This is a genomic window from Flavobacterium sp. NLM (assembly GCF_002210235.1).
Classification (GTDB): domain Bacteria; phylum Bacteroidota; class Bacteroidia; order Flavobacteriales; family Flavobacteriaceae; genus Flavobacterium; species Flavobacterium panici.
Genome location: NZ_LIAC01000007.1, coordinates 22,735 through 44,761, shown reverse-complemented (window position 1 = coordinate 44,761; position 22,027 = coordinate 22,735). Strand labels below are relative to the sequence as shown.

Here is a 22,027-nt window from a genome sequence, read left to right as displayed (position 1 = left end):
ACTGCTGTGCACCTCTACGATTTGTTGTTATTATAAATTAGCAACTAACCAGTCACCAACTTCGCTTGTTTTGTAAGCTTTTGATCCTTTTGAGGCTAAATCTTCGGTAACAACTCCTTGTTCTAAAGATTTGTTTACAACAGCGCGAATAGCTTCAGCTTCTTCTTTTAGTCCGAATGCATCTTCGAACATCATAGCTGCAGATAAAATTGTAGCTAATGGATTAGCAATATTTAATCCAGTTGCCTGTGGATAAGATCCGTGGATTGGTTCGTATAAAGAAGTATGCTCTCCAACAGAAGCAGAAGGCATTAATCCCATTGAACCTGAAATTACAGAAGCTTCGTCAGTTAAGATATCTCCAAATAAATTCTCAGTAATTAATACGTCATAAGAGTTTGGCCATTGAACCAAACGCATTGCAACAGCATCAACAAATTCGTAAGAAACCGTAACCTCTGGATAATCTTTTTCCATAGCCTGAACTGTTTCTCTCCATAAACGTGAAGTTTCCAAAACGTTTGCTTTATCAACGCAACATAATTTTTTGCTACGCGTCATAGCTAATTCAAAACCTTTTTTAGCTAAACGCTGTACTTCTGCACGTGTGTAAACACAATTGTCAAAAGCAGTATCTCCGTTATCTTTTCTTCCTTTTTCTCCAAAGTAAATTCCGCCAGTTAATTCTCTTAAGAAAACTAAATCAGTTCCTTCGATTCTTTCTCTTTTTAAAGGTGAATTATCAATTAAAGAAGGAAAAGTAAAAGTTGGACGTACATTAGCAAATAAACCTAATTTTTTACGCATCAACAATAAACCTTGTTCTGGACGAACCGGCGCACTTGGATCATTGTCGTATTTTGGGTGACCAATTGCTCCAAATAAAACGGCATCAGCTTTCATACAAACTTCGTGTGTTTCATCTGGATAAGGAACTCCAACTGCGTCAATTGCGCAAGCTCCAGTCAAAGCAGGAGTCCATGTGATTTCGTGATTGAATTTTTTTGCAATAGCATCAGATACTTTTACAGCTTCATTTATTACCTCAGGACCAATTCCGTCTCCTGCTAAAAGGGCTATGTTAAATTTCATTTTTTAAGTATTTATTATTTTTAAGGTTCATAGTGGCAAAGGTTCAAAGGTTCAAAGGTTTGAGAACAAGATTAAAAACCTCTGTTCCTTTGCGCCTTTGAACCTTTGTACCTCTAATCGGCAATTACATTCAACATTTTTTGTGTTGCGATAATCGCGGCAACAGTTTGATCTGAATCTAATCCTCTTGTTTTAAATTCTTTTCCGTTGTTTACCCAGGTGATAATAGTTTCGCACAAGGCATCAGAACTACTTCCGGGCGGGATTCTTACTGCGTAATCAATTAATTTAGGAAGCGTAAGTTTTTTACTTTTATAAATCTTTGATAAAGCATTCATAAAAGCATCAAACTGACCATCGCCCTGCGCATTTTCTTCGATGATTTCACTGCCAAATTTTAAGCATAAGGTCGTTGACGGACGCATTCCTTTTGAGTGTACTAATATATAGGACTCGATTTTTATTTTTTCTTCGTAAGTATGACTGTCCAAAACATCAGAAATAATGTATGGAAGATCTTCCTTCGTAACAGTTTCTTTTTTATCGCCTAATTCGATGATTCTTTGGGTAACCAATTTCAAATCTTCCTGATTTAGTTTTAAACCTAATTCCTGAAGATTTTTTTCAATATTAGCTTTTCCCGAAGTTTTTCCTAAAGCGTATTTTCTTTTTCTTCCAAAACGTTCCGGAAGTAAGTCATTAAAATATAAGTTGTTTTTGTTGTCACCATCAGCGTGGATTCCGGCAGTTTGCGTGAAGACATTATCGCCCACAATTGGTTTGTTCGCAGGAATTCTGTATCCGGTAAACGTTTCCACTAATTTGCTTACCGTATATAAAGAAGTTTCTTTAATATTGATGCTTACTTCTGGCAGATAATCGTTTATAACAGCAACCGTACTTTCAAGCGGTGCATTTCCGGCACGTTCTCCCATTCCGTTTACCGTAACGTGAAGTCCGTTTATACCCGCTTTAATAGCTTCCATAACATTGGCAACACTTAAATCGTAATCGTTATGAGCGTGAAAGTCAAAATGGATGTTTGGATATTTTGCTCTGATTTTAGAAATAAATTCAAAAGCCAAAGACGGAATTAAAACTCCTAAAGTATCCGGAAGTAAAATTCTTTTTATTGGCTGCGTAGATAAGAAATCCAGGAATTGAAACACGTATTCAGGAGAATTTCGCATTCCGTTGCTCCAGTCTTCTAAATAAACATTCGTTTCAATATTGTTTTCTTTTGCTAAAGCAATGATTTGAGCAATTTCAGAAAAATGCTGTTCGGGTGTTTTTTTTAACTGATGGGTTAAGTGATTCATTGAACCTTTGGTCAACAAATTCTGTACTTTGGCACCGGCTTTTTTCATCCAGTCGATCGAAACCCCGCCGTCAACAAACGAAAGGACTTCTATTCGGTCAATATAACCGCGTTCTTCTGCCCATGAAGTAATGCCTTTTACGGCTTGAAATTCTCCTTCGCTTACACGCGCTGAAGCAATTTCGATTCTATCAATATTTAATTCCTCCAGCAACAATTGCGCAATGGTTAGTTTTTCTGCAGCAGAAAATGAAACTCCTGAGGTTTGTTCACCATCGCGGAGTGTCGTATCCATTATTTCAATTTTTCTTTTTTCCATATTGATATTGTAATTTCTAACGTTGGATTTTTATTGATATCCATGTTTTAATTTTGACGCTGATTTTACGGATTTGCTTTGCGAAGACGCTGATAAAAACGGATTTTTAGTATTAAGTAAAATAAAAATCCGCGTTAACCTGCGTTTTTGCCATAGCAAATCTGTTTCATCCACGTTCTATTTTTTCTCATTTAATTTAGAAAGACCCGACTGGTTTTTGAAACCTGTCGGGTCTAATATCCTGAATGAGATTTCTATTAGTAAGGAAGTTTATCGGCGAAAGCCACAATCTCTTCTTTAATATTTTGTAAATAATCAATGTCGTCAAAACCATTAATCATATTGTTCTTTTTGTATCCGTTGATAGCAAAAGATTCTTGCTGACCAGTTGACAATAAAGTAATAGTTTGGTTTGGAAGATTGATTTCTAATTCTGTTTTAGGATCAGCCTCAATTGCTTTGAAAATAGTTTCAGCAAACTCCGGGCTGATTTGTACTGGCAAAACACCAATATTCAAACAGTTTCCTTTAAAGATATCAGCAAAGAAACTAGAAACCACAGCTCTAAAACCGTAATCGTAAACTGCCCAAGCAGCGTGCTCTCTTGAAGATCCAGAACCGAAGTTTTTTCCTCCAACAAGAATTTTTCCAGAATAAGTTGAATCGTTTAAAACGAAATCAGCTTTTGGAGTATCATCTCCATTATATCTCCAGTCTCTAAAAAGATTGTCTCCAAAACCTTCACGTTTTGTAGCTTTTAAGAAACGAGCCGGAATAATTTGATCTGTATCAACGTTTTCAATTGGCAGTGGCACTGCACTGCTGGTAAGTATAGTAAATTTATCGTATGCCATTTTTTGGAATTTTAGATTTTAGATTTTAGATTTTAGATTTTCTTTTGAAAACTTAAACTCGGAACCTAAAAATGTTTTGTATTAAATAATGTTGATCAATTTTATTTGAAGAAGTTTAGATGAAGATTTCACAAAGTGAGAAATCTGAAATCTAAAATCTCCAATCTAAAATAACTCGCGCGGGTCTGTTAGTTTTCCGGTAACAGCAGCGGCAGCAGCCATAATTGGACTTGCAAGAAGTGTTCTTGAACCAGGACCTTGACGACCTTCAAAGTTTCTGTTTGAAGTACTTACCGCATATTTTCCTGCAGGAACTTTATCGTCGTTCATTGCTAAACAAGCAGAACAACCCGGTTGACGTAATACGAAACCAGCTTCAGTCAAAATATCTAAAATACCTTCTTCTTTAATCTGAGCTTCAACAACGTGAGAACCCGGAACTAACCAAGCGGTAACATTATCTGCTTTTTTTCTTCCTTTTACAATTTCAGCGAAAGCTCTAAAATCTTCAATACGTCCGTTTGTACAACTTCCTAAGAAAACATAATCAATTTGTTTTCCAATCATTACGTCGTCTTCGTGGAAGCCCATGTAAGCCAAAGATTTTTTGTAAGTTTCCTCACCACCTTCAACTTCTTTTGCACTTGGGATATGTTTTGTGATACCAATTCCCATTCCAGGGTTAGTACCATAAGTAATCATTGGTTCGATATCTTCAGCTTTGATGTTTAATTCAGCATCAAAAACAGCATCTGCATCCGTTTTTAGAGTTTTCCAGTATTCAACAGCTTTTGTCCAAGCTTCACCTTTTGGAGCGTATAATCTTCCTTCAAGGAAATCGAAAGTAGTTTGGTCAGGAGCAATCATTCCTCCACGAGCACCCATTTCGATACTTAAATTACAAACTGTCATACGACCTTCCATAGTCATGTTTTCAAAAACATCACCAGCATATTCAACAAAATATCCTGTTCCTCCAGAAGTAGTTAACTGAGCAATAATATAAAGCGCAACGTCTTTTGGACCAACACCTTTGCTTAATTGACCATTTACGTTAATACGCATTTTCTTTGGTTTAGGCTGCATGATACATTGAGTAGAAAGTACCATTTCAACCTCAGAAGTTCCGATACCAAAAGCAATTGCTCCAAAAGCACCGTGAGTAGACGTATGTGAATCACCACATACAATAGTAGCACCTGGCAAAGTAATTCCGTTTTCAGGACCCACTACGTGTACAATACCATTTTTTTGATGACCTAATCCCCAGTGCGAGATTCCGTATTCTGCCGCATTATCTTCAAGAGCCTGAAGCTGATTTGCTGATAAAGGATCCTGAACTGGTAAATGTTGGTTTATAGTTGGGGTATTGTGATCTGCAGTTGCAAAAGTACGTTGTGGGTATAAAACGTTAACGCCTCTTGATTTTAATCCTAAAAAAGCAACAGGACTCGTAACTTCATGAATGAAATGGCGGTCAATAAAAAACACATCTGGTCCATCTTCAATTTTACGCACTACATGTGAATCCCATACTTTGTCAAATAATGTCTTACTCATTTTTTATTTTTTTTAATTGTAATTTCTATAACCACAGCAATTTCCTGTTCATTATAATAGCAAAACAAAAGTAAAAAAAGATACAAAAGCGTCAATTTCGATATTTCATTATATACGATACCCAAACTAAAATACAAATTGCTAAACCGCTTTTGCAGCTTCAATTTTGGCAGAAAAATGATTTAGAAAATGACTTTGTTTTTCTTTTTCGACTTTAATTTTCTTTGATTGTTTTTTGTTTTAATAGTTTGCAAATTTATTTCAAAATCACTATAAAATATAAGAATTTAATTGAAAAAATCTAACAAAATGAATAAAAATAGTAATAATTGTTAGTTTTGATTTCTTTGCAAAAAGAACGCTTTGGTGGTTTTTGAAGGCTTTTAAAAGAGTTTTTATGACGTTATTTAGATTCAATAAACCATCTAAATACTACGACATCCAAGAAGTATATTTTTATGAAATTTTATGCTTTTTTAAGAGAAAAAGGGCTTTTTTGAAGAGAATAATTTTGAAGATTAATTCAATGAGTTTTTAAACTCTAATGGAGTAAGATTGGTTTTCTTTTTAAACAGTTTGCTAAATGACTGAGGATATTCAAAACCCAATTGATAGGCAATTTCTGCTACCGAAAGATTTGTCGTCATCAGGAAATCTTTTGATTTTTCTATTAGTTTCGAATGAATGTGCTGCTGTGCATTTTGTCCCGTTAAATTGCGAAGCATATCACTTAAATAATGACTGGAAACATTTACTTGTGAAGCAAGAAAATCTACTGTAGGCAGACCTCTTTTTAAGGTTTCGGCATTATTGAAATAATCATTTAAAGTATTTTCTACTTTAAGTAATAAATCATTGCTGACCGTTTTTCTCGTAATAAATTGACGTTTGTAAAAACGATTGCTGTAATTCAGTAAAACATCGATATAGGAAATAATAACATCCTGGCTCATTTCGTCAATAGCCGTATGAAGTTCATTGTCAATGCTATTTAATAAACCTATAATAGTTGTTTTTTCGCTGTCAGAAAGATGCAGTGCTTCATTAGTATCGTAGGAGAAGAAACCATACTTTTTGATATTTTTCCCTAAAGGATAATTTCTAATAAAATCAGGGTGAAAGAACAAAGTATAACCGTGATATTCGGTTCCTTCTTCATTATCAGTAAAAATCAATTGGTTGGGAGAAGTGAACATTAAACCGCCTTCGTTAAAATCATAATAACCCTGACCGTAACCCATTTTGCCATTAGTAGAATATTTATAAGATATTTTATAAAAATCGAGTAAAAAATAGTTATTCGTTTCCGCTTTAACAGCCAGTATTTTATTATCAACCAAACTGATCATAGGATGCAGTGGTTTTGGCAGATCAAATAAAGTATGAAACTGCGATACAGAGGAAATTTTGGTTGGAGTATTGTTTTTCTTTTCCATGATATAAAGGTATAAAAAATGAAAATTAATACCGCACAGATCATCAAAACCTGAGCGGTATTAGTAATAAATTAGGCTCCCAAAAATTGTTTGCCAAATGAAGCGCGAAAAACTTCGTCACCTTGTTCCAGTCTTTGTTGGTAAAGTGCTTTTGCATCTTCTCCCGCCACATATCTTAGTTTTGTTTTTCCGTCTGTAGCAGCTTCATAAACAACATCGGCAATATGTTCTGGAGTCGATGCCATTTCAAACATTACATCTACATTTTCGAACATTTTGTCTGCCATTGCTTGGTATTCAGGTTTAACTCCGGTATCAAGAGAACCGTGTAAAAATTCTGTTTTAATGCCACCTGGAGAAACTGTTTTAATATTGATTCCAAATTGATTCAATTCATAAGCCATACTTTCGCTCCAGCCTTCTAATCCCCATTTTGTTGCGTGATAAACAGAACCTAAAGGAAAAGAAATCAATCCACCAATTGAAGTAGTTGAGATAAATAATCCATTTCTTTTTTCTCTGAAATATGGAATAAAAGCATTCGTTATGCGAATGGTTCCTAATAAATTAGTGTTTAATTGTTTCGTGATTTGGTCATCGTTAAAACTTTCCAAAGGGCCAATTAATCCGTATCCGGCATTATTAAAAACGATATCAATATCGCTTAATGCAATAGCTTTTTGAACCGTGCTTTGTATTTGGTCATAATTCGTAACGTCTAAAGGTAAAAGCGTTACATTTTCTAAACCAGCAAGTTCAGTTTCCTTTTCTGGAGTTCTCATTGTTGCAATTACATTCCAGCCTTTTGCTTGAAATAATTTTGCTGTTGCTTTTCCTAAACCTGATGATGCGCCTGTGATAAAAATTGTTTTCATGATTATTATTTTTTAATTGTTATAATTTGATGAAGCAAAGTTCAGCATACAGTACAGCTTAAAAGTGTTCATTTTGGTCTAATGAGTATCCAAAATGAATAATCGGAGTTTTTTAAGAAAAAAAGAATCAAATTCGGTTCTTTTTATGTTTAGAAAACAAAGATGTTAATTATGCTTTTGTTGATAACTTCGTTTTTCTTTCGCTTAAAAAAAAGCGTAAATTTGAACTTCTTCCATTTTTCATTTCGTATTTTGTTATGTTTCATATTGTCAGTATTTTGCAATATGAAAGACTTGGAATTTGGAACTTTAAAATTTGACTTTTTTACAACTCTATGTATTTAATATTCGATACCGAAACAACCGGATTACCAAAACGCTGGGATGCCCCAATAACCGATTCTGATAACTGGCCTCGCTGTATACAAATTGCGTGGCAGTTACATGACGAAATGGGACAGCTTATTGAGCATCAGGATTATTTGGTAAAACCAGAAGGATTTAATATTCCGTATGATGCCGAACGTATCCACGGAATCTCAACTGAATTGGCTGAAGCCGATGGAATCTCGCTGGCAGAAGTTTTAGAGAAATTCAATATCGCTTTAAGCAAAACCAAATTTATTGTTGGACAGAATTTAGGTTTTGACGTTAACATTATGGGAGCCGAATTCCATAGAATGGGAGTTGACTCTCAAATGAGTTCAATGCCTGTTTTGGATACTTGTACCGAAGTTACGGCTTCATTATTACAGCTTCCCGGAGGTCGTGGAGGAAAATTCAAACTTCCAACTTTGACCGAATTACACAGCTATCTTTTTGACCAGCCTTTTGCGGAAGCGCACAACGCAACTGCCGACGTTGAGGCAACTACGCGTTGTTTCCTGGAATTGGTTAGAAGAGAAGTTTTTACAAAAGAAGAATTAGACGTTCCGCAGGGTTATTTCAAAGACTTTCAGGAAAGAAATTCGGAGCCGTTTAAGCTTATTGGTTTAAAACACATCAACTTAAAAGCAGCTTCTGATAAAATCAGAGAACAGCTTAAAGCATTACAAATTGACGATAGCCAAACTACCGTTTCAGAATCTGATAAAGCAGATTTTAAAGCGGCAAAATTTGCACATTTACACAATCATACGCAGTTTTCGGTTTTACAATCTACTATTGGAATTGGAAATATTGTGGCGGCTGCAGCCAAAAACGGAATGCCGGCCGTTGCCATGACTGATACCGGAAACATGATGGGAGCTTTTCACTTTGTGAGCGCCGTTATGAACCACAACAAAGCAGCATCAGGAAAAAACAAAGCTTTGGTTGAAGCCGGAGAAGAACCGACAGAAACAGAAGTAAAACCAATCGTAGGCTGCGAGTTTAATATTTGTGAAAACCATTTAGACAAAAGCAAAAAAGATAACGGTTATCAGGTTGTTTTATTGGCTAAGAACAAAGCCGGTTATCATAATCTGGCTAAAATGGCTTCGATTGCTTATACCGAAGGATTTTATTATGTTCCGAGAATTGACAAAAATATAGTCGAAAAATACAAAGAAGACATAATGGTTTTGTCTGGGAATTTATACGGAGAAATTCCGAGTAAAATCCTGAACATTGGTGAAAACCAAGCCGAAGATGCTTTGATTTGGTGGAAAGAACAATTTGGCGAAGATTTCTATCTGGAAGTAATGCGCCACAATCAGGAAGATGAAAATCGTGTCAACAAAACCCTGATTGAATTTTCGCAAAAACACAATGTCAAATTAATTGCGACCAACAATACCTATTATTTAAATAAAGAAGATGCCAATGCGCACGATATTTTACTTTGTGTAAAAGACGGTGAAAAGCAGGCAACACCTATAGGACGCGGGCGTGGTTACCGTTACGGACTTCCAAATCAGGAATACTATTTCAAGTCAGAAGAGGAGATGAAAAAACTCTTTTCTGATCTGCCCGAAGCGATTATCAACATTCAGGAAGTTATTGATAAGGTTGAAGGATATTCGCTTTACCGAGATGTATTACTTCCAAAGTTTGATATTCCGGAAGAATTTATAGTTCCTGAAGATGAAGCGGACGGAGGGGTTCGAGGTGAAAATAAATACCTGCGACACCTTACAATGGTTGGTGCCGCAAAACGATATGGAGAAATTACAGAATCTATTCAGGAACGTCTGGATTTTGAATTATTAACGATTTCAAATTCAGGATATCCGGGTTACTTTTTGATTGTACAGGATTTCATTGCCGAGGCCAGAAAAATGGACGTATCGGTTGGTCCCGGACGTGGATCTGCAGCGGGTTCTGCCGTTGCGTATTGTCTAGGGATTACCAATATTGACCCCATTAAATACGATTTACTTTTTGAGCGTTTCCTAAATCCTGACCGTGTATCGATGCCCGATATTGATATTGACTTTGATGATGAAGGTCGTGGACGTGTAATGGATTATGTAATCAACAAATACGGTCAAAAACAGGTGGCGCAGATTATCACTTATGGTAAAATGGCGACGAAATCAGCTATTCGTGATACGGCTCGTGTATTGGATTTACCATTATTTGAAGCCGATAGAATTGCGAAACTGATTCCGGGAATGATGCCGTCAAAATGGAATTTGGCGCGTTTTATTTCAGAGAGTGAAGAGGAAGTTAAAAAAGCGCTTCGTTCTGACGAATTTGATAATGTAAAAGAATTAATCGCCATTGCCAATGAAGGTGATTTGGCAGGAGAAACCATTCAGCAGGCAAAAATCCTTGAAGGATCGATGCGTAACACGGGAATTCACGCCTGCGGGGTAATCATTACACCATCGGATATTACGAATTACGTTCCCGTAACGACAGCAAAAGATTCTGATTTATATGTAACGCAGTTTGATAACTCGGTTGCAGAAAGTGCCGGATTGCTGAAAATGGACTTCTTGGGTCTGAAGACCCTTACGCTGATTAAAGATACCGTAAAACTGGTAAAATACAGAACAGGAATTGATCTGGATCCAGACACGTTTCCAATTGATGATGAAGAAACGTATGCGCTTTTCCAAAGAGGTGAAACCGTTGGAATTTTCCAATACGAGTCGCCCGGAATGCAGAAATACATGAAAGACCTTAAACCAACAGTTTTTGGAGATTTAATTGCCATGAATGCATTGTATCGTCCGGGACCTTTGGAATATATTCCGTCTTTCGTTCGAAGAAAAAACGGTGACGAGGAAATCAAATACGATTTAGATGCCTGTGCGGAATATCTATCAGAAACCTACGGAATTACGGTTTACCAAGAGCAGGTAATGCTTTTGTCTCAGTCTTTGGCAGGATTTACAAAGGGTGAGGCCGACGTTTTGCGTAAAGCGATGGGTAAAAAACAAAAAGACGTACTGGATAAAATGAAGCCGAAGTTCGTTGAACAAGCAGCACAAAAAGGTCACGATGCCAAAATTCTGGAGAAAATCTGGAAAGACTGGGAAGCCTTTGCGAGTTACGCCTTCAACAAATCACACTCGACTTGCTATGCGTGGATTGCCTATCAAACGGCTTATTTGAAAGCACATTATCCGGCCGAATATATGGCAGCGGTACTTTCGAATAACATGAACGATATCAAACAAGTTTCGTTTTTTATGGAAGAATGTAAACGTATGGGATTGCAGGTTTTGGGTCCAGACGTAAATGAATCATACTATAAATTTACGGTAAACGATAATTACGCTGTTCGTTTTGGAATGGGAGCGATTAAAGGTGTTGGTTCCGGAGCTGTTGAAACTATTGTTGAAAACAGAAAAGATGGAAGGTATAAGTCAATTTTTGATTTGGCGAAACGAATCGATTTGCGTGCAGCCAATAAAAAAGCAATTGAAAACTTAGCACTTGCCGGAGGTTTTGATTCATTTGAAGGAACAACCAGAGCGCAGTATTTTCATGATGATGGCGATGGAATTACATTCTACGAAAAAGCGATGCGTTACGGATCAAAATTTCAGGAAAATGAAAACTCATCGCAGGTAAGTTTATTTGGAGAAACCAGCGAAGTACAAATTGCAGAACCTGTTGTACCGCCATGTGAAGACTGGAGTACAATGGAAAAACTGGCAAAAGAAAAAGAGGTTGTAGGTATTTATATTTCCGGACATCCGCTTGATGATTTTAGATTTGAAATGAAATACTTCTGCAACGCTCGATTAGAGGCCTTGAAAAGTATGAATGAATATGTAGGTAAAAATTTAAACTTCGCCGGAATCATTAATAACGTACAGCATCGTGTAGCCAAAAATGGAAAAGGCTGGGCGGTATTTAACTTAGAAGGCTATGATGAAAGTTTTGAGTTTAAAATTTTTGGTGAAGAATACTTAAAATTCCGCCATTTCCTGATTCAGAATAATTTTGCTTACCTGAAAATTTTGATAAAAGACGGCTGGGTAAATCATGATACAGGTAAAAAATCAGAACCTAGAATGCAGTTTGTTGAGGTACGACAGCTTCAGGATATTTTAGAAGCTTTTGCTAAAAAATTGATTCTTTTATTAAATATCAAAGATCTTCAGCCTGATTTTATTCATAAATTAAGTCATTTATTTAATGAAAATAAAGGCGAAAATACCGTGAGTTTTGACATCATGGAAATTGAAAATGTCAAGCGTTTAGTTGAGGTTGAAACCACAAGTGAATTTGAAGACAGTGAAGATGCCGTTTTTGAAGATGAAAATGATGATAATGAAACTGTTGCCGGAGAAGCTAAAATGCAGGAAGTAAAAGAAGTCGAAGAAGTGAAAGTTGTAACCAAATTAACGATGCCAAGCAGAAGATTAAAAATTAGGATTTCGGCAGAACTTCTTCAGGAATTAGAGAAAATGCAGATAAATTTTAAGCTGAACTAAATTTTAACAGTTAAAATTTAATAGAATCTAAAATTTTAGTGTTAAAATTATGCATGCATAATACTTTTTTAGTAATATTGCCCGAAATTACAACGATTTCGTTCCAAGTCTAACAATGCAAATTATAAGAATATGTTAAAAAATTCTAAGTTTGTATAAATTAATTAAATCAGAATTATGAAAAAGAACCTATTTTTATTAGGATTATTAGTTTGCTCTATGGCTACTATGGCGCAGACAGAAAAAGCGGACAAACCAGAAAGCTGGTACTTTAAATTGGGTGGGTCATATTTCAACCAAACTGCTTCAACTGAGTTTCCAGAAGTAGGAGGCCAGGCACCAAACAGAGATGTTTATTCAGGAACATTAGCAAATAATAAATTAGTATCAAGAGAAAGTATTACAGGTTCTTTTGGACAAGGTTTTAGAAGTGGAATTACTGCAGGATACCGTTTTTCTACACGTTTAGGAGTTGAGTTAGGAGCTAACTACTACATTAGTAATAGCAAAACAATGGCTCAAACTACTGATAGACTTTATTCATATACACCAGCTAATAATGTTGCAACTTACATTAGTTTTGAGGCTAATGGACAAATCAAAGCTTTTGATATCGCTCCGGCAATTGTAATGTTTTTAGGTGAAGCTCATGGTTTTGAACCATATACTAAAGTTGGGGTTATTGTTCCAATTCATGGTACATTAGATATTAAAACGGATAGAGAACTTACATCTTATGTAGGGAATAATGTTGTAAGCACAACAAATATTTATTCTAAAGATGTAGTAAAACCAAATCCGACTCTTGGATTTATGGCGACTTTAGGAACATCTTATAAATTAGGAAAACACATTTCTGCTTTTGCAGAATTAGAATACCGTAACTTTACTGTTCATGGTAAAACTAAAGAAACTATAGAATATACAGTAAACGGACAGGATGCTTTAGCAACTAGAAATACATCACAGAGATATACTGTATATCACGATAGATTAGATGTAAATTCTAATAACCCTTTATTTAATCCAAACACTGCTACAACTGATACAGCTGATACAACAAGACCAAATGACAAAATGGACGAATTGAGTTCTTATGTTGGAATTTCTGGTTTAGGATTAACTGTAGGTTTAAAATACAGCCTATAATTTTTTATAGACGTTTTATAGTTTTTTGAAGAAAAGGATATTCGAAAGAATATCCTTTTTGTTTTTTGTCATTTCGACTGAAAGGAGAAATCGCACTCGGGAATCCACAAAGAGAATCGCCAATCTTTGTCGAGTTTCTAGTGCGATTTCTCCTTTTAGTCGAAATGACAAGATTTATTCAATTGCCTCCAGCTTTAGCTGGAGGTTGATAGAATTGAATTTAAAAAGGCTTTAGCCAAACAAACGTTTTTGGCTAAAGCCTTTGAATATGTTTTAATTTTTATCCTCCAGCTAAAGCTGGAGGCAATTGAAATTATTTCGAATTCCTAAACTCCTTTAAAACTTCATCAATAACCCAGGTCGTTCTTGCTCCTGAAATTCCTTTTGACGGAGAAGCACCTTCTTTACCTAAAAGCTCAGCCATTACAGTTTCTATAAAAGGCTGCTGAATATGAAGCGGATTTTCTATTGTAATACTTTCTTTTTTGCCATTTGCATATTGAATATGAATTGGATCATTTCCGAAAGTTGAAAACGAGATTTTACCTTTATCGCCCACAATTTCAGTATTGTCATAACGCTCAAAACTGGCGAAATTCCACAAACCAGATCCGTGAATTCCGTTTGCAAATAAAAACGACATCGAAACCGAGTCTTCTGCAGGATAAGCCTGCAATTGAGAAGTCGCATGTCCGCGAACAGATTTTATCGGACCTAAAACAAAATCCAGAAAATCTAACGTATGACAAGCCAGATCAACAAAAATCCCACCACCTGAAATATGCGGTAAAACTGTCCACGGAAGATTAATTTCGTCGTCGTAACGAGCTTCAAAAGGATGATATAAAACAGTATTTACATGACGTATGTTTCCTAATTTTCCCTTGTCAATTATTTCTTTTATTTTTAAAAAGCGTGGTAAGCCTCTTCTGTAATAAGCAACAAATAAAGGAACATTATGTTCTTTACAGGCGCTGATCATTTCATTACATTCTTCAAAAGTCAAAGCCATAGGTTTTTCAACATAAACAGGTTTTCCGGCTTTGGCACACAAAAGAGTATATTCTTTATGAGAAGATGGCGGCGTAGCAATATAAACCGCATCAACTTCAGGATCGTTTATTAAATCGACTGCATTCGAATACCATTTCGGAACGTTATGGCGTTTGGCGTAATCTTCGGCAAGCTTTGCATCTCTTCGCATCACAGCAACCAAAGCAGAATTCGGAGCCCTCTGAAAAGCTGGTCCGCTTTTTACTTCCGTTACGTTCCCGCAGCCTATAATTCCCCATTTTATAATTTTCATCGTTTGGTTATTTTAGTTATTCAAATTTAAAAAAAGGTTTGCCACGAATTGCACTAATTTCCACGAATTATTTTTTGAAGTTTTGCCACAGATTAAATAGATTTTCACAGATTAATAATAAAAGCATATATAATAATCATTTTAATTCTTTTAATCTGTGGCAAAAAATAGACACAAATTCACGAATTATTTTTTCCCGCAGATTTGCAGATTCCACAGATTTATTTTACACATAGAATCAGCTTAATCTGCAAAATCTGCGTGAAACAAATTAATAAAGCCACAAATTAAAAAGATTCACACAGATTTTAAAAATCCATCTAATCCTTTTAATCTGTGGCAAAAAAATAGCCACGAATTCACAAAAGTAAATTCGTGGCTATAAAATTTTAACTTAAAGTCTTACTTCTTAGGTAAAGCTTTAAATCCCATATTATAAAGAGTGAAAGCCTGGATGTCTACATTCTCCTGGATTGTAGCCGCAACAGATTTCCCTGCGCCGTGACCCGCTTTTACATCAATTCTAATTAAAACAGGATTTTCTCCCGCTTGTTTATCCTGTAATTCAGCAGCAAATTTAAAACTGTGCGCCGGAACAACACGATCATCATGATCTCCGGTTGTAACCATTGTTGCCGGATATTTAGTACCGCTTTTAACGTTTTGAACAGGTGAATATCCTTTTAAGTATTCAAACATTTCTTTGTTATCCTGAGCCGTTCCGTAATCGTATGCCCAACCCGCACCAGCTGTAAAAGTATGGTAACGAAGCATATCCATAACACCAACCGCAGGCAAAGCTACTTTCATCAAATCAGGACGCTGAGTCATTGTTGCACCCACTAATAAACCACCATTAGATCCTCCGCGAATCGCTAAATAATCAGATGAAGTATACTTTTGAGCAATTAGATATTCTGCAGCAGCGATAAAATCATCAAATACATTTTGCTTTTGAAGCTTTGTTCCTGCATCGTGCCATTTTTTACCATATTCACCGCCGCCTCTTAAATTGGCAACTGCATAAACGCCTCCGTTTTCCAGCCAAACCGCATTCGAAATACTAAATGCAGGAGTCAAACTAATATTAAACCCGCCATAACCGTAAAGAATCGTTGGGTTTTTACCGTCTAATTTTGTTCCTTTTTTATACGTAATAATCATCGGAACTTTTGTACCATCTTTTGAAGTGTAGAAAACTTGTTTAGACTCGTAATCTTCACTTTTAAAATCAACTTTTGGTTTTTGATATACTTCTGATTTACCAGATTTTGGTTCAAAAGAAAAAATGGTTCCCGGAGTTGTATAGTTTGTAAAACTGTAGTATAAAATCTTTTCTTCCTTTTTTGCGCCAAATCCTCCGGCAGTTCCAACAGCAGGAAGTTTAATTTCGCGAACTAGTTTTCCGCTGTAATCGTATTGTAAAACCAATGAAACAGCATCTTTTGTATAATTGGCAAAGAAATAGCCGCCGCCTGTAGATGGAGATAAAACATTCTCTGTTTCTTTAATAAAATCTTTCCAGTTTTCCTGTTTTGGATTACTGAAATCTACCGAAACCACACGGCCGTTAGGAGCGTTATAATCCGTTTGTATAAACAATTTACTTCCTTCATTTTCGATAATATTATTATCACTGTTGAAGTTGTCTACAATGGTAATAATCGGACTGTTTGGTGTTTTTAAATCTTTAATATAAAGTTCATTTCCGTAAGTCGAATTAGCAGCTGTAATTACTAAATAATGATTGTCTTCGGTCACATAACCGCCAACATATCTTCTTTTTTGATCTGCACCAAAAATTACTTTATCTTCTTTTTGAGAAGTTCCTAACTTATGAAAATACAATTTGTGCTGATCTGTTTTTGCAGAAAGCTCGCTTCCTTTTGGTTTATCATAACTAGAATAATAAAAACCTTCATTTCCAAGCCATGAAATACCGCTGAATTTTACATCAACAAGAGTATCTTCCAGAACTTTTTTAGATAAAGCATCAATAATAATCACTTTTCTCCAGTCGCTTCCTCCTTCAGAAATAGAATAAGCCGCTTTGTTTCCACCTTTAGAAAAATCTAAACCGCCAAGAGAAGTAGTTCCGTCTTTCGAGAAAGTATTCGGATCCAGAAAAATTTCTTCTTTTCCGCTTTGATCTTTTCTGTAAACAACAGATTGATTTTGAAGTCCGTTATTTTTGTAATAATAAGTAGATTTTCCTTCTTTAAACGGAGCGCCTATTTTTTCGTAGTTCCAAAGTTTTTCCATTCGCTTTTTAAGCTCTTCGCGAAACGGAATTTTATCTAAATATCCATAAGTTACTTCATTTTCAGCCTTTACCCAAGCCCCGGTTTCAGCAGATTTATCATCTTCAAGCCAACGATACGGATCGCTTACTTTGGTATCAAAATATACGTCGAAAGTTTCTCCTTTTTTAGTTTCCGGGTATTGAATCTTATTTTGTCCAAATGAAATTCCTGCAGTTGTAATTGCCATTATAAGAAAGGTTTTTTTCATAGTTTTTGATTAACAGTTGTAACAAAAATAGCACTTTTTGTGAGATATTTTTTAACCGCAAAGACACAAAGTCTTTTCGCAAAGTACGCAATGTTTTTAATCTCGCAAAGACGCGAAGTCGCAAAGAATTTTAAAACTTTGCGTCTCTGCGTCTTTGCGAGATTTTTCAAATACTATAGGATATTTTCTAATCACAAAGCTTAAATAAAACCTTGCGAACTTTGCGAAAACTCCTTGCGCTCTTTGCGGTTAAATAAAATTATAAATTGAAATTAACGCCCAGAACAATGTTTCTGCCAATATTTGGTATTCCGTCTGTTTTTAATCTTGAAAGGTGCGCAATGTATTTTTTGTCGAATAAATTGTTTCCGTTCAGGTTGATATCAAAAGCCGTTTTACCCAATTTTATCGTTCCTCCAAAACCTAAATTAACCAAAGTATACCCTTTAGAAGCCGTTTCAAAACCGCTCACATTATCCTGGCTGAAAGTTGAAGAAACGTTTAATGAAGCAAAACCTTCACTTAACCAGTTTTTGATATTAAATTCAGTTCTAAGCGTATTATTCCAGTTGTTGGCAGGAATTAACGGCAGGTAATCGTTATTATCTTTTTTACCCGTTACAGTTTCAAAACTAGTTTCAAAATGCAGCCAGTCTAAAGGATGCGGGTGAAAGTGTATACCAGCTTCACCTCCGTACAATTGTGCATTATCCTGAACATAAGCAAAAACATCATTATCGTCACGCGTTTCTCCAGTTGGCGAAGTGTAGATATAATTGTTTACGTGATTGTAGAATCCGTTTACGAAAAATTCAAAATGCGTGTTTTTGTATTCTAAGTTTAAATCAGTCTGAACGTTTTGTTCCGTTTTCAAATCAGCATTTCCAATTTCATAGCGATTTGTTCCTTCGTGAACCCCGTTTGAAGTTAACTCCGCTAAGTTTGGCGCTCTAAATCCGGTTGCAACATTTAAACGAAGTGTAAGCGGTTCAGCCAGTTTTGTTTTATATCCTAAAGAAGCATTAAAACTGTCAAAAGATTTGTCAAGAGGTAAAAAATAACCTTCTTCGCCTTCAATTCCGTGCGCATCAGAAGTAACGTTTCTATTGTCAAAACGTAATCCGGCTTGTAAAACGCTGTTATCCCATTCGTAATTTGCAGTTCCAAAAACACCAAAATCATTCGTAGTTGCATCAGGAATTAAATACTCTTCTCCCGAATTTTTATTCGTTTGATGCATTCCCTGAACACCTACAATCGTTTCAATTTTTCCGAATTTAGGAAAATGATATTTTAAATTGTAATTCAAAGTATTCAGTTTCATGTGAAGTGAAGCATTGTTACTGTCTTCAAACTCACTTCTGTCATTTGAAATATAACCTAAATCAACATCAAGTTTCGAGTTTTCAAAAAAGATCACATTGTTTAAACTCAATAAATGATTAAAAATTCCCTGTCTCGGAAACTGCGTGTCTTTGCTTGAAGATTGTTCTGCAATTCCATCTTCAGGAATCCCAATATCCAGTTTGTTGTAATTGTATCTTAAAACACTTGAGAAACTTGAATTACTGTAGCCAATCCCAGTTTTAAAATCCGTTTCATTATAACGAGAGTTTGTTACGCGGTCACCATCAGCAATTTTATAATCAGAATGGGTGTTGTAACTTCCGCGCGCCAAAAATTTCCAGTTATCAGTAGACGTTTTTAATCCAATAGAAGAATTACTTCCTTCCGTATTTGTAAAATATTTTTGACTGAAATTAGCTTTAAAAGTACCGGCATCAGCAAATTTTTCAGGATTAAAGTATAAAACTCCTCCTAAAGCATCAGAACCGTACAATAGCGATGCCGGGCCTTTAATAACTTCAACACTTTCAATTCCGGCGTCGTTTAAGCCTAAACCATGTTCGTCTCCAAACTGCTGATTTTCGATACGAACGCCTTGAGAATATACTAAAACACGGTTTCCGCTCAACCCGCGAATAACCGGTTTACCAATAGATGTTCCGGTAGAAATTTGCGAAACTCCGGGAATTGTAGCTAAACCTTCAATTAAAGTTGAAGTCCCTTTTTGCTGTAAAGTTTTAATGCTTTCATGCTCGATTTTCATTACGTTTTGCGATTGCAATTTGTTGAAAGGCGTAGAAACCACAACTTCATCCATTTCTAAAATAGATTCTTCGAGTGTTACGTCAACAGTATTTTGTTTTACTAATTTTAAGATGTTTTTATTTTGAGTAGCATATCCAACATAAGAAAAAGACAGGCGTAAATTCCCGTTTGGAAGATTGTTTAATTCGTATTTTCCGTTTGCATCAGTCGTTGTTCCTTTATGCAATTCCTGAGCGTAAACAGAAACGCCCGGTAATGGCTGGTTTTGATTATCAGTTACTGTTCCTGAAACCGAATTTTGGGCAGAAAGCAAGCCCGAAAACCCTAAAACAAGGGCAATTATTAATTTTTTCATTTGAAAATTTTGCTATAGTTAAATGGATTTTCTTCTTTTAAATGAAAAACCTAAACGAACAGTAAAGTATTCTAATCCCAATTTAATAAACAGGATTAGGAAACTCAAAGTTGTTTTGAATTTAGATTTTAAAAAAAGAGATGTTGAATTATTAAGAAACTATAGCAGCGGGAGGGCCTCGTAATAAATACGAAGTTGTTGAAACGGAGAAAATCTTTTCTGACAGCGGGAAAAAATAAGGGATTTCACTGCTGAAAGAATGAAATTGAAAAGAAAAAGTTTCAGGAACAATATAACTTCCAAAAGCAAAATTACAAACATAACAAAGGTCGTAATTATGGTGCTGATGCGTTATTTCGCCACTTGGATCATTATAATTGTGGTGACATTGTTTTTCTGAAAGCTGTTTTACAATATGCTCATAACTGTGTATAGACTGAAACAATATCGAGAACAATATTGTGACAGCAAAAGAGAAACTTAATATGAGCTGTTTTTTCTTCATACAGGACAAAGGTATAAAAGATCAAATTCATTTTTTGAATTCTAATGCAGATTCTTTGAAAAAAGTTCAGCAAACACAAATATTCGTCATCAAAAACAGAATAATTGCTTTCTAATCGCTACCTGAACTATCATTATATTATATTTGTAAGTGAAATAAATCGATTCGATTAAGCGTTTATTTTACAGAACCTCTTTTAAACTCAAAAAATTATATGCGATTTCTATTTAGCTGTTTGTTTTTAGTTTCTTTTTTTAATGCTTTTTCGCAAGAAGATGTCAAAGCAGAAATAAAACCTATAGTTAAAATAGATTCTTTGTACAGAGAAGATCAGTTTTATTTTTCTGTAACCTATAATATGTTTACAGATATTCCTCAAAAATTCAAACAGAACAAATTTTCCCTTGGACTTTCGGGCGGATTTTTGCGCGACATGCCAATCAATAAAACCAGAACAGTTTCTATTGCAGCTGGTTTAGGATTGAGTTATCAAAATTACTATCAAAATTTTGGTATTTCAAAAGATGGAAACGGAGCCGTAGTTTATAATGTTGTAGATGCCGGAGAAATTTCTTCAAATCGATACAGACAATATTCTGTAGAACTTCCAATAGAATTTAGATGGCGTAATTCGACTTATGAAAGCACAAAATTCTGGAGAATTTATGGCGGAGTAAAATTAAGTTATATCTTTTCTAGTACTTCTATTTTAGACGATGGCGAAAATACATATCGTATAAATAATAATGATGCCATTAATAAATTCCAATACGGGCCGTATATTTCTGCGGGTTACAATACCTGGAATGTTTATTTGTATTATGGTTTGAGTCCGCTGTTTAAAGATGGTGTTACCACATTAAGTGGAGAAAAAGTAACCATGAAAACGCTCAATGCAGGATTGATATTCTACATTTTATAACCACAAATACAAAAATAATACCTGAGGCAAAACACCAATTAACAAACCAATTGATATTTCTTTTGGTGTATGAGCATTCATTTCTAATCGGGATGAAGCCACAATTCCCGACAATAAAATTAACAACGCACCCCAATACGGATTGTGCATTTGTAAATGAATATTTAATCCAATTGCAAAGATTGTAAACCCTGTAATAGCGGTCATATGCAGACTGGCTTTAATTTTAAAAAGCGAGCATACCAAGGCTAATATTGTACTAAATAGCGCACCCAGAAAAAAGAAATGCAATTCAGGATAACGGATAATTACAATACTTCTTTTTACTAATAAAATATATAAAAAGCATTGTAAAATAAGCGGAATGCGACGTTGAGAGTTTTCCGGAAGCATCATCGATTTTACGTGTCCGGTTGAGCGTAACAGCATGAAAAACAGAATGGGAACAATAATGGTAATAACCAAAATTTGAAACAGAACAAAATATTTTTCCTGCGTTGTAAAAATATCATCCTTACAATAAAGGTATAATAATGTAGCGTACATCGATATAAAAATCGGATGGAGTATATAGGAGAATAATGGAAGTATTTTTTTCAAAACGTATTATTTTGTGGTATTGAACAAATATAAGGAATTAATGTTTTTTGCAATTAACTGCGTAAATTTTCACAAATTATTAGCATATTTTTTTGCCACGAATTACACTAATTTCCACGAATTATTTTTTTAATTTTTTGCCACAGATTAAAAGGATTAAAAGGATTTCTAATCTGTGAGAATCTTTTTAATCTGTGGCTAATATTTGAGCATTCAACAAATAATATAATTCGTGGAAA

General features: G+C 35.1%; 14 protein-coding genes. 3 read left to right on the top strand and 11 right to left on the bottom strand.

Annotation, left to right across the window (positions count from 1 at the left end):
• Nucleotides 1-30: 30 nt before the first annotated feature.
• The 6 genes from leuB to APR43_RS09845 all read right to left on the bottom strand — a co-directional run bounded on the left by leuB (nt 31) and on the right by APR43_RS09845 (nt 7,454).
• The gene (leuB, locus tag APR43_RS09870; protein WP_053471493.1) at nt 31-1,092 is read right to left on the bottom strand and encodes a 3-isopropylmalate dehydrogenase; all 1,062 of its coding nucleotides are present in this window, start codon (nt 1,090-1,092) and stop codon (nt 31-33) included.
• Between the two features lie 113 nt (nt 1,093-1,205).
• Nucleotides 1,206-2,729 carry an alpha-isopropylmalate synthase regulatory domain-containing protein gene (locus APR43_RS09865; protein ID WP_053471492.1) on the bottom strand — a complete coding sequence of 508 codons (1,524 nt, stop codon included), beginning with the start codon at nt 2,727-2,729 and terminating at the stop codon, nt 1,206-1,208.
• 257 nt (nt 2,730-2,986) lie between these two features.
• Nucleotides 2,987-3,583 carry a 3-isopropylmalate dehydratase small subunit gene (gene leuD, locus APR43_RS09860; RefSeq protein ID WP_053471491.1) on the bottom strand — a complete coding sequence of 199 codons (597 nt, stop codon included), beginning with the start codon at nt 3,581-3,583 and terminating at the stop codon, nt 2,987-2,989.
• 165 nt (nt 3,584-3,748) lie between these two features.
• Nucleotides 3,749-5,143 (bottom strand): 3-isopropylmalate dehydratase large subunit, encoded by a 1,395-nt coding sequence (leuC, locus tag APR43_RS09855; RefSeq protein WP_053471490.1) that lies wholly within the window; start codon nt 5,141-5,143, stop codon nt 3,749-3,751.
• A 518-nt stretch (nt 5,144-5,661) separates the two neighbouring features.
• On the bottom strand, nt 5,662-6,579 hold the full coding sequence (locus tag APR43_RS09850) for a helix-turn-helix domain-containing protein (protein ID WP_053471489.1): 918 nt from the start codon (nt 6,577-6,579) through the stop codon (nt 5,662-5,664).
• Between the two features lie 71 nt (nt 6,580-6,650).
• A complete protein-coding gene (locus APR43_RS09845; protein WP_053471488.1) occupies nt 6,651-7,454 on the bottom strand; it encodes an SDR family oxidoreductase in 804 nt (267 codons plus the stop codon).
• 335 nt (nt 7,455-7,789) lie between these two features.
• Between APR43_RS09845 and dnaE the strand changes: the two genes are divergently transcribed.
• Nucleotides 7,790-12,328, top strand: coding sequence for a DNA polymerase III subunit alpha (gene dnaE, locus APR43_RS09840; RefSeq protein WP_053471487.1), 4,539 nt, complete (start codon nt 7,790-7,792; stop codon nt 12,326-12,328).
• Nucleotides 12,329-12,505: 177 nt separating this feature from the next.
• Entirely contained in the window at nt 12,506-13,477 is a 972-nt protein-coding gene (locus APR43_RS09835; RefSeq protein WP_053471486.1) for an outer membrane beta-barrel protein, read from the top strand.
• 313 nt (nt 13,478-13,790) lie between these two features.
• Here the strand turns inward: APR43_RS09835 and APR43_RS09830 are convergent, their stop codons facing one another.
• The 4 genes from APR43_RS09830 to APR43_RS09815 all read right to left on the bottom strand — a co-directional run bounded on the left by APR43_RS09830 (nt 13,791) and on the right by APR43_RS09815 (nt 20,266).
• On the bottom strand, nt 13,791-14,783 hold the full coding sequence (locus tag APR43_RS09830) for a Gfo/Idh/MocA family protein (RefSeq protein ID WP_053471485.1): 993 nt from the start codon (nt 14,781-14,783) through the stop codon (nt 13,791-13,793).
• Between the two features lie 402 nt (nt 14,784-15,185).
• Nucleotides 15,186-17,294 (bottom strand): prolyl oligopeptidase family serine peptidase, encoded by a 2,109-nt coding sequence (locus tag APR43_RS09825; protein WP_053471484.1) that lies wholly within the window; start codon nt 17,292-17,294, stop codon nt 15,186-15,188.
• A 259-nt stretch (nt 17,295-17,553) separates the two neighbouring features.
• Nucleotides 17,554-19,761 (bottom strand): TonB-dependent receptor, encoded by a 2,208-nt coding sequence (locus APR43_RS09820; protein WP_053471483.1) that lies wholly within the window; start codon nt 19,759-19,761, stop codon nt 17,554-17,556.
• A gap of 151 nt (nt 19,762-19,912) precedes the next feature.
• The gene (locus tag APR43_RS09815; RefSeq protein WP_053471482.1) at nt 19,913-20,266 is read right to left on the bottom strand and encodes a hypothetical protein; all 354 of its coding nucleotides are present in this window, start codon (nt 20,264-20,266) and stop codon (nt 19,913-19,915) included.
• A 214-nt stretch (nt 20,267-20,480) separates the two neighbouring features.
• Here APR43_RS09815 and APR43_RS09810 point away from each other — a divergent pair, with 214 nt between their 5' ends.
• Nucleotides 20,481-21,188, top strand: a complete 708-nt coding sequence (locus APR43_RS09810; RefSeq protein ID WP_053471481.1) for a porin family protein — start codon at nt 20,481-20,483, stop codon at nt 21,186-21,188.
• Here the strand turns inward: APR43_RS09810 and APR43_RS09805 are convergent.
• Nucleotides 21,183-21,788, bottom strand: a complete 606-nt coding sequence (locus APR43_RS09805; protein WP_053471480.1) for a hypothetical protein — start codon at nt 21,786-21,788, stop codon at nt 21,183-21,185. The two genes, APR43_RS09810 and APR43_RS09805, sit on opposite strands and share 6 nt — an antisense overlap.
• Nucleotides 21,789-22,027 lie beyond the last annotated feature (239 nt).

What these genes read in the sequence shown, in the direction of transcription:
- leuB (WP_053471493.1), bottom strand. Translation starts at nt 1,092, where the DNA reads ATGAAATTTAACATAGCCCTTTTAGCAGGAGACGGAATTGGTCCTGAG.
- APR43_RS09865 (WP_053471492.1), bottom strand. Translation starts at nt 2,729, where the DNA reads ATGGAAAAAAGAAAAATTGAAATAATGGATACGACACTCCGCGATGGT.
- leuD (WP_053471491.1), bottom strand. Translation starts at nt 3,583, where the DNA reads ATGGCATACGATAAATTTACTATACTTACCAGCAGTGCAGTGCCACTG.
- leuC (WP_053471490.1), bottom strand. Translation starts at nt 5,143, where the DNA reads ATGAGTAAGACATTATTTGACAAAGTATGGGATTCACATGTAGTGCGT.
- APR43_RS09850 (WP_053471489.1), bottom strand. Translation starts at nt 6,579, where the DNA reads ATGGAAAAGAAAAACAATACTCCAACCAAAATTTCCTCTGTATCGCAG.
- APR43_RS09845 (WP_053471488.1), bottom strand. Translation starts at nt 7,454, where the DNA reads ATGAAAACAATTTTTATCACAGGCGCATCATCAGGTTTAGGAAAAGCA.
- dnaE (WP_053471487.1), top strand. Translation starts at nt 7,790, where the DNA reads ATGTATTTAATATTCGATACCGAAACAACCGGATTACCAAAACGCTGG.
- APR43_RS09835 (WP_053471486.1), top strand. Translation starts at nt 12,506, where the DNA reads ATGAAAAAGAACCTATTTTTATTAGGATTATTAGTTTGCTCTATGGCT.
- APR43_RS09830 (WP_053471485.1), bottom strand. Translation starts at nt 14,783, where the DNA reads ATGAAAATTATAAAATGGGGAATTATAGGCTGCGGGAACGTAACGGAA.
- APR43_RS09825 (WP_053471484.1), bottom strand. Translation starts at nt 17,294, where the DNA reads ATGAAAAAAACCTTTCTTATAATGGCAATTACAACTGCAGGAATTTCA.
- APR43_RS09820 (WP_053471483.1), bottom strand. Translation starts at nt 19,761, where the DNA reads ATGAAAAAATTAATAATTGCCCTTGTTTTAGGGTTTTCGGGCTTGCTT.
- APR43_RS09815 (WP_053471482.1), bottom strand. Translation starts at nt 20,266, where the DNA reads ATGAAGAAAAAACAGCTCATATTAAGTTTCTCTTTTGCTGTCACAATA.
- APR43_RS09810 (WP_053471481.1), top strand. Translation starts at nt 20,481, where the DNA reads ATGCGATTTCTATTTAGCTGTTTGTTTTTAGTTTCTTTTTTTAATGCT.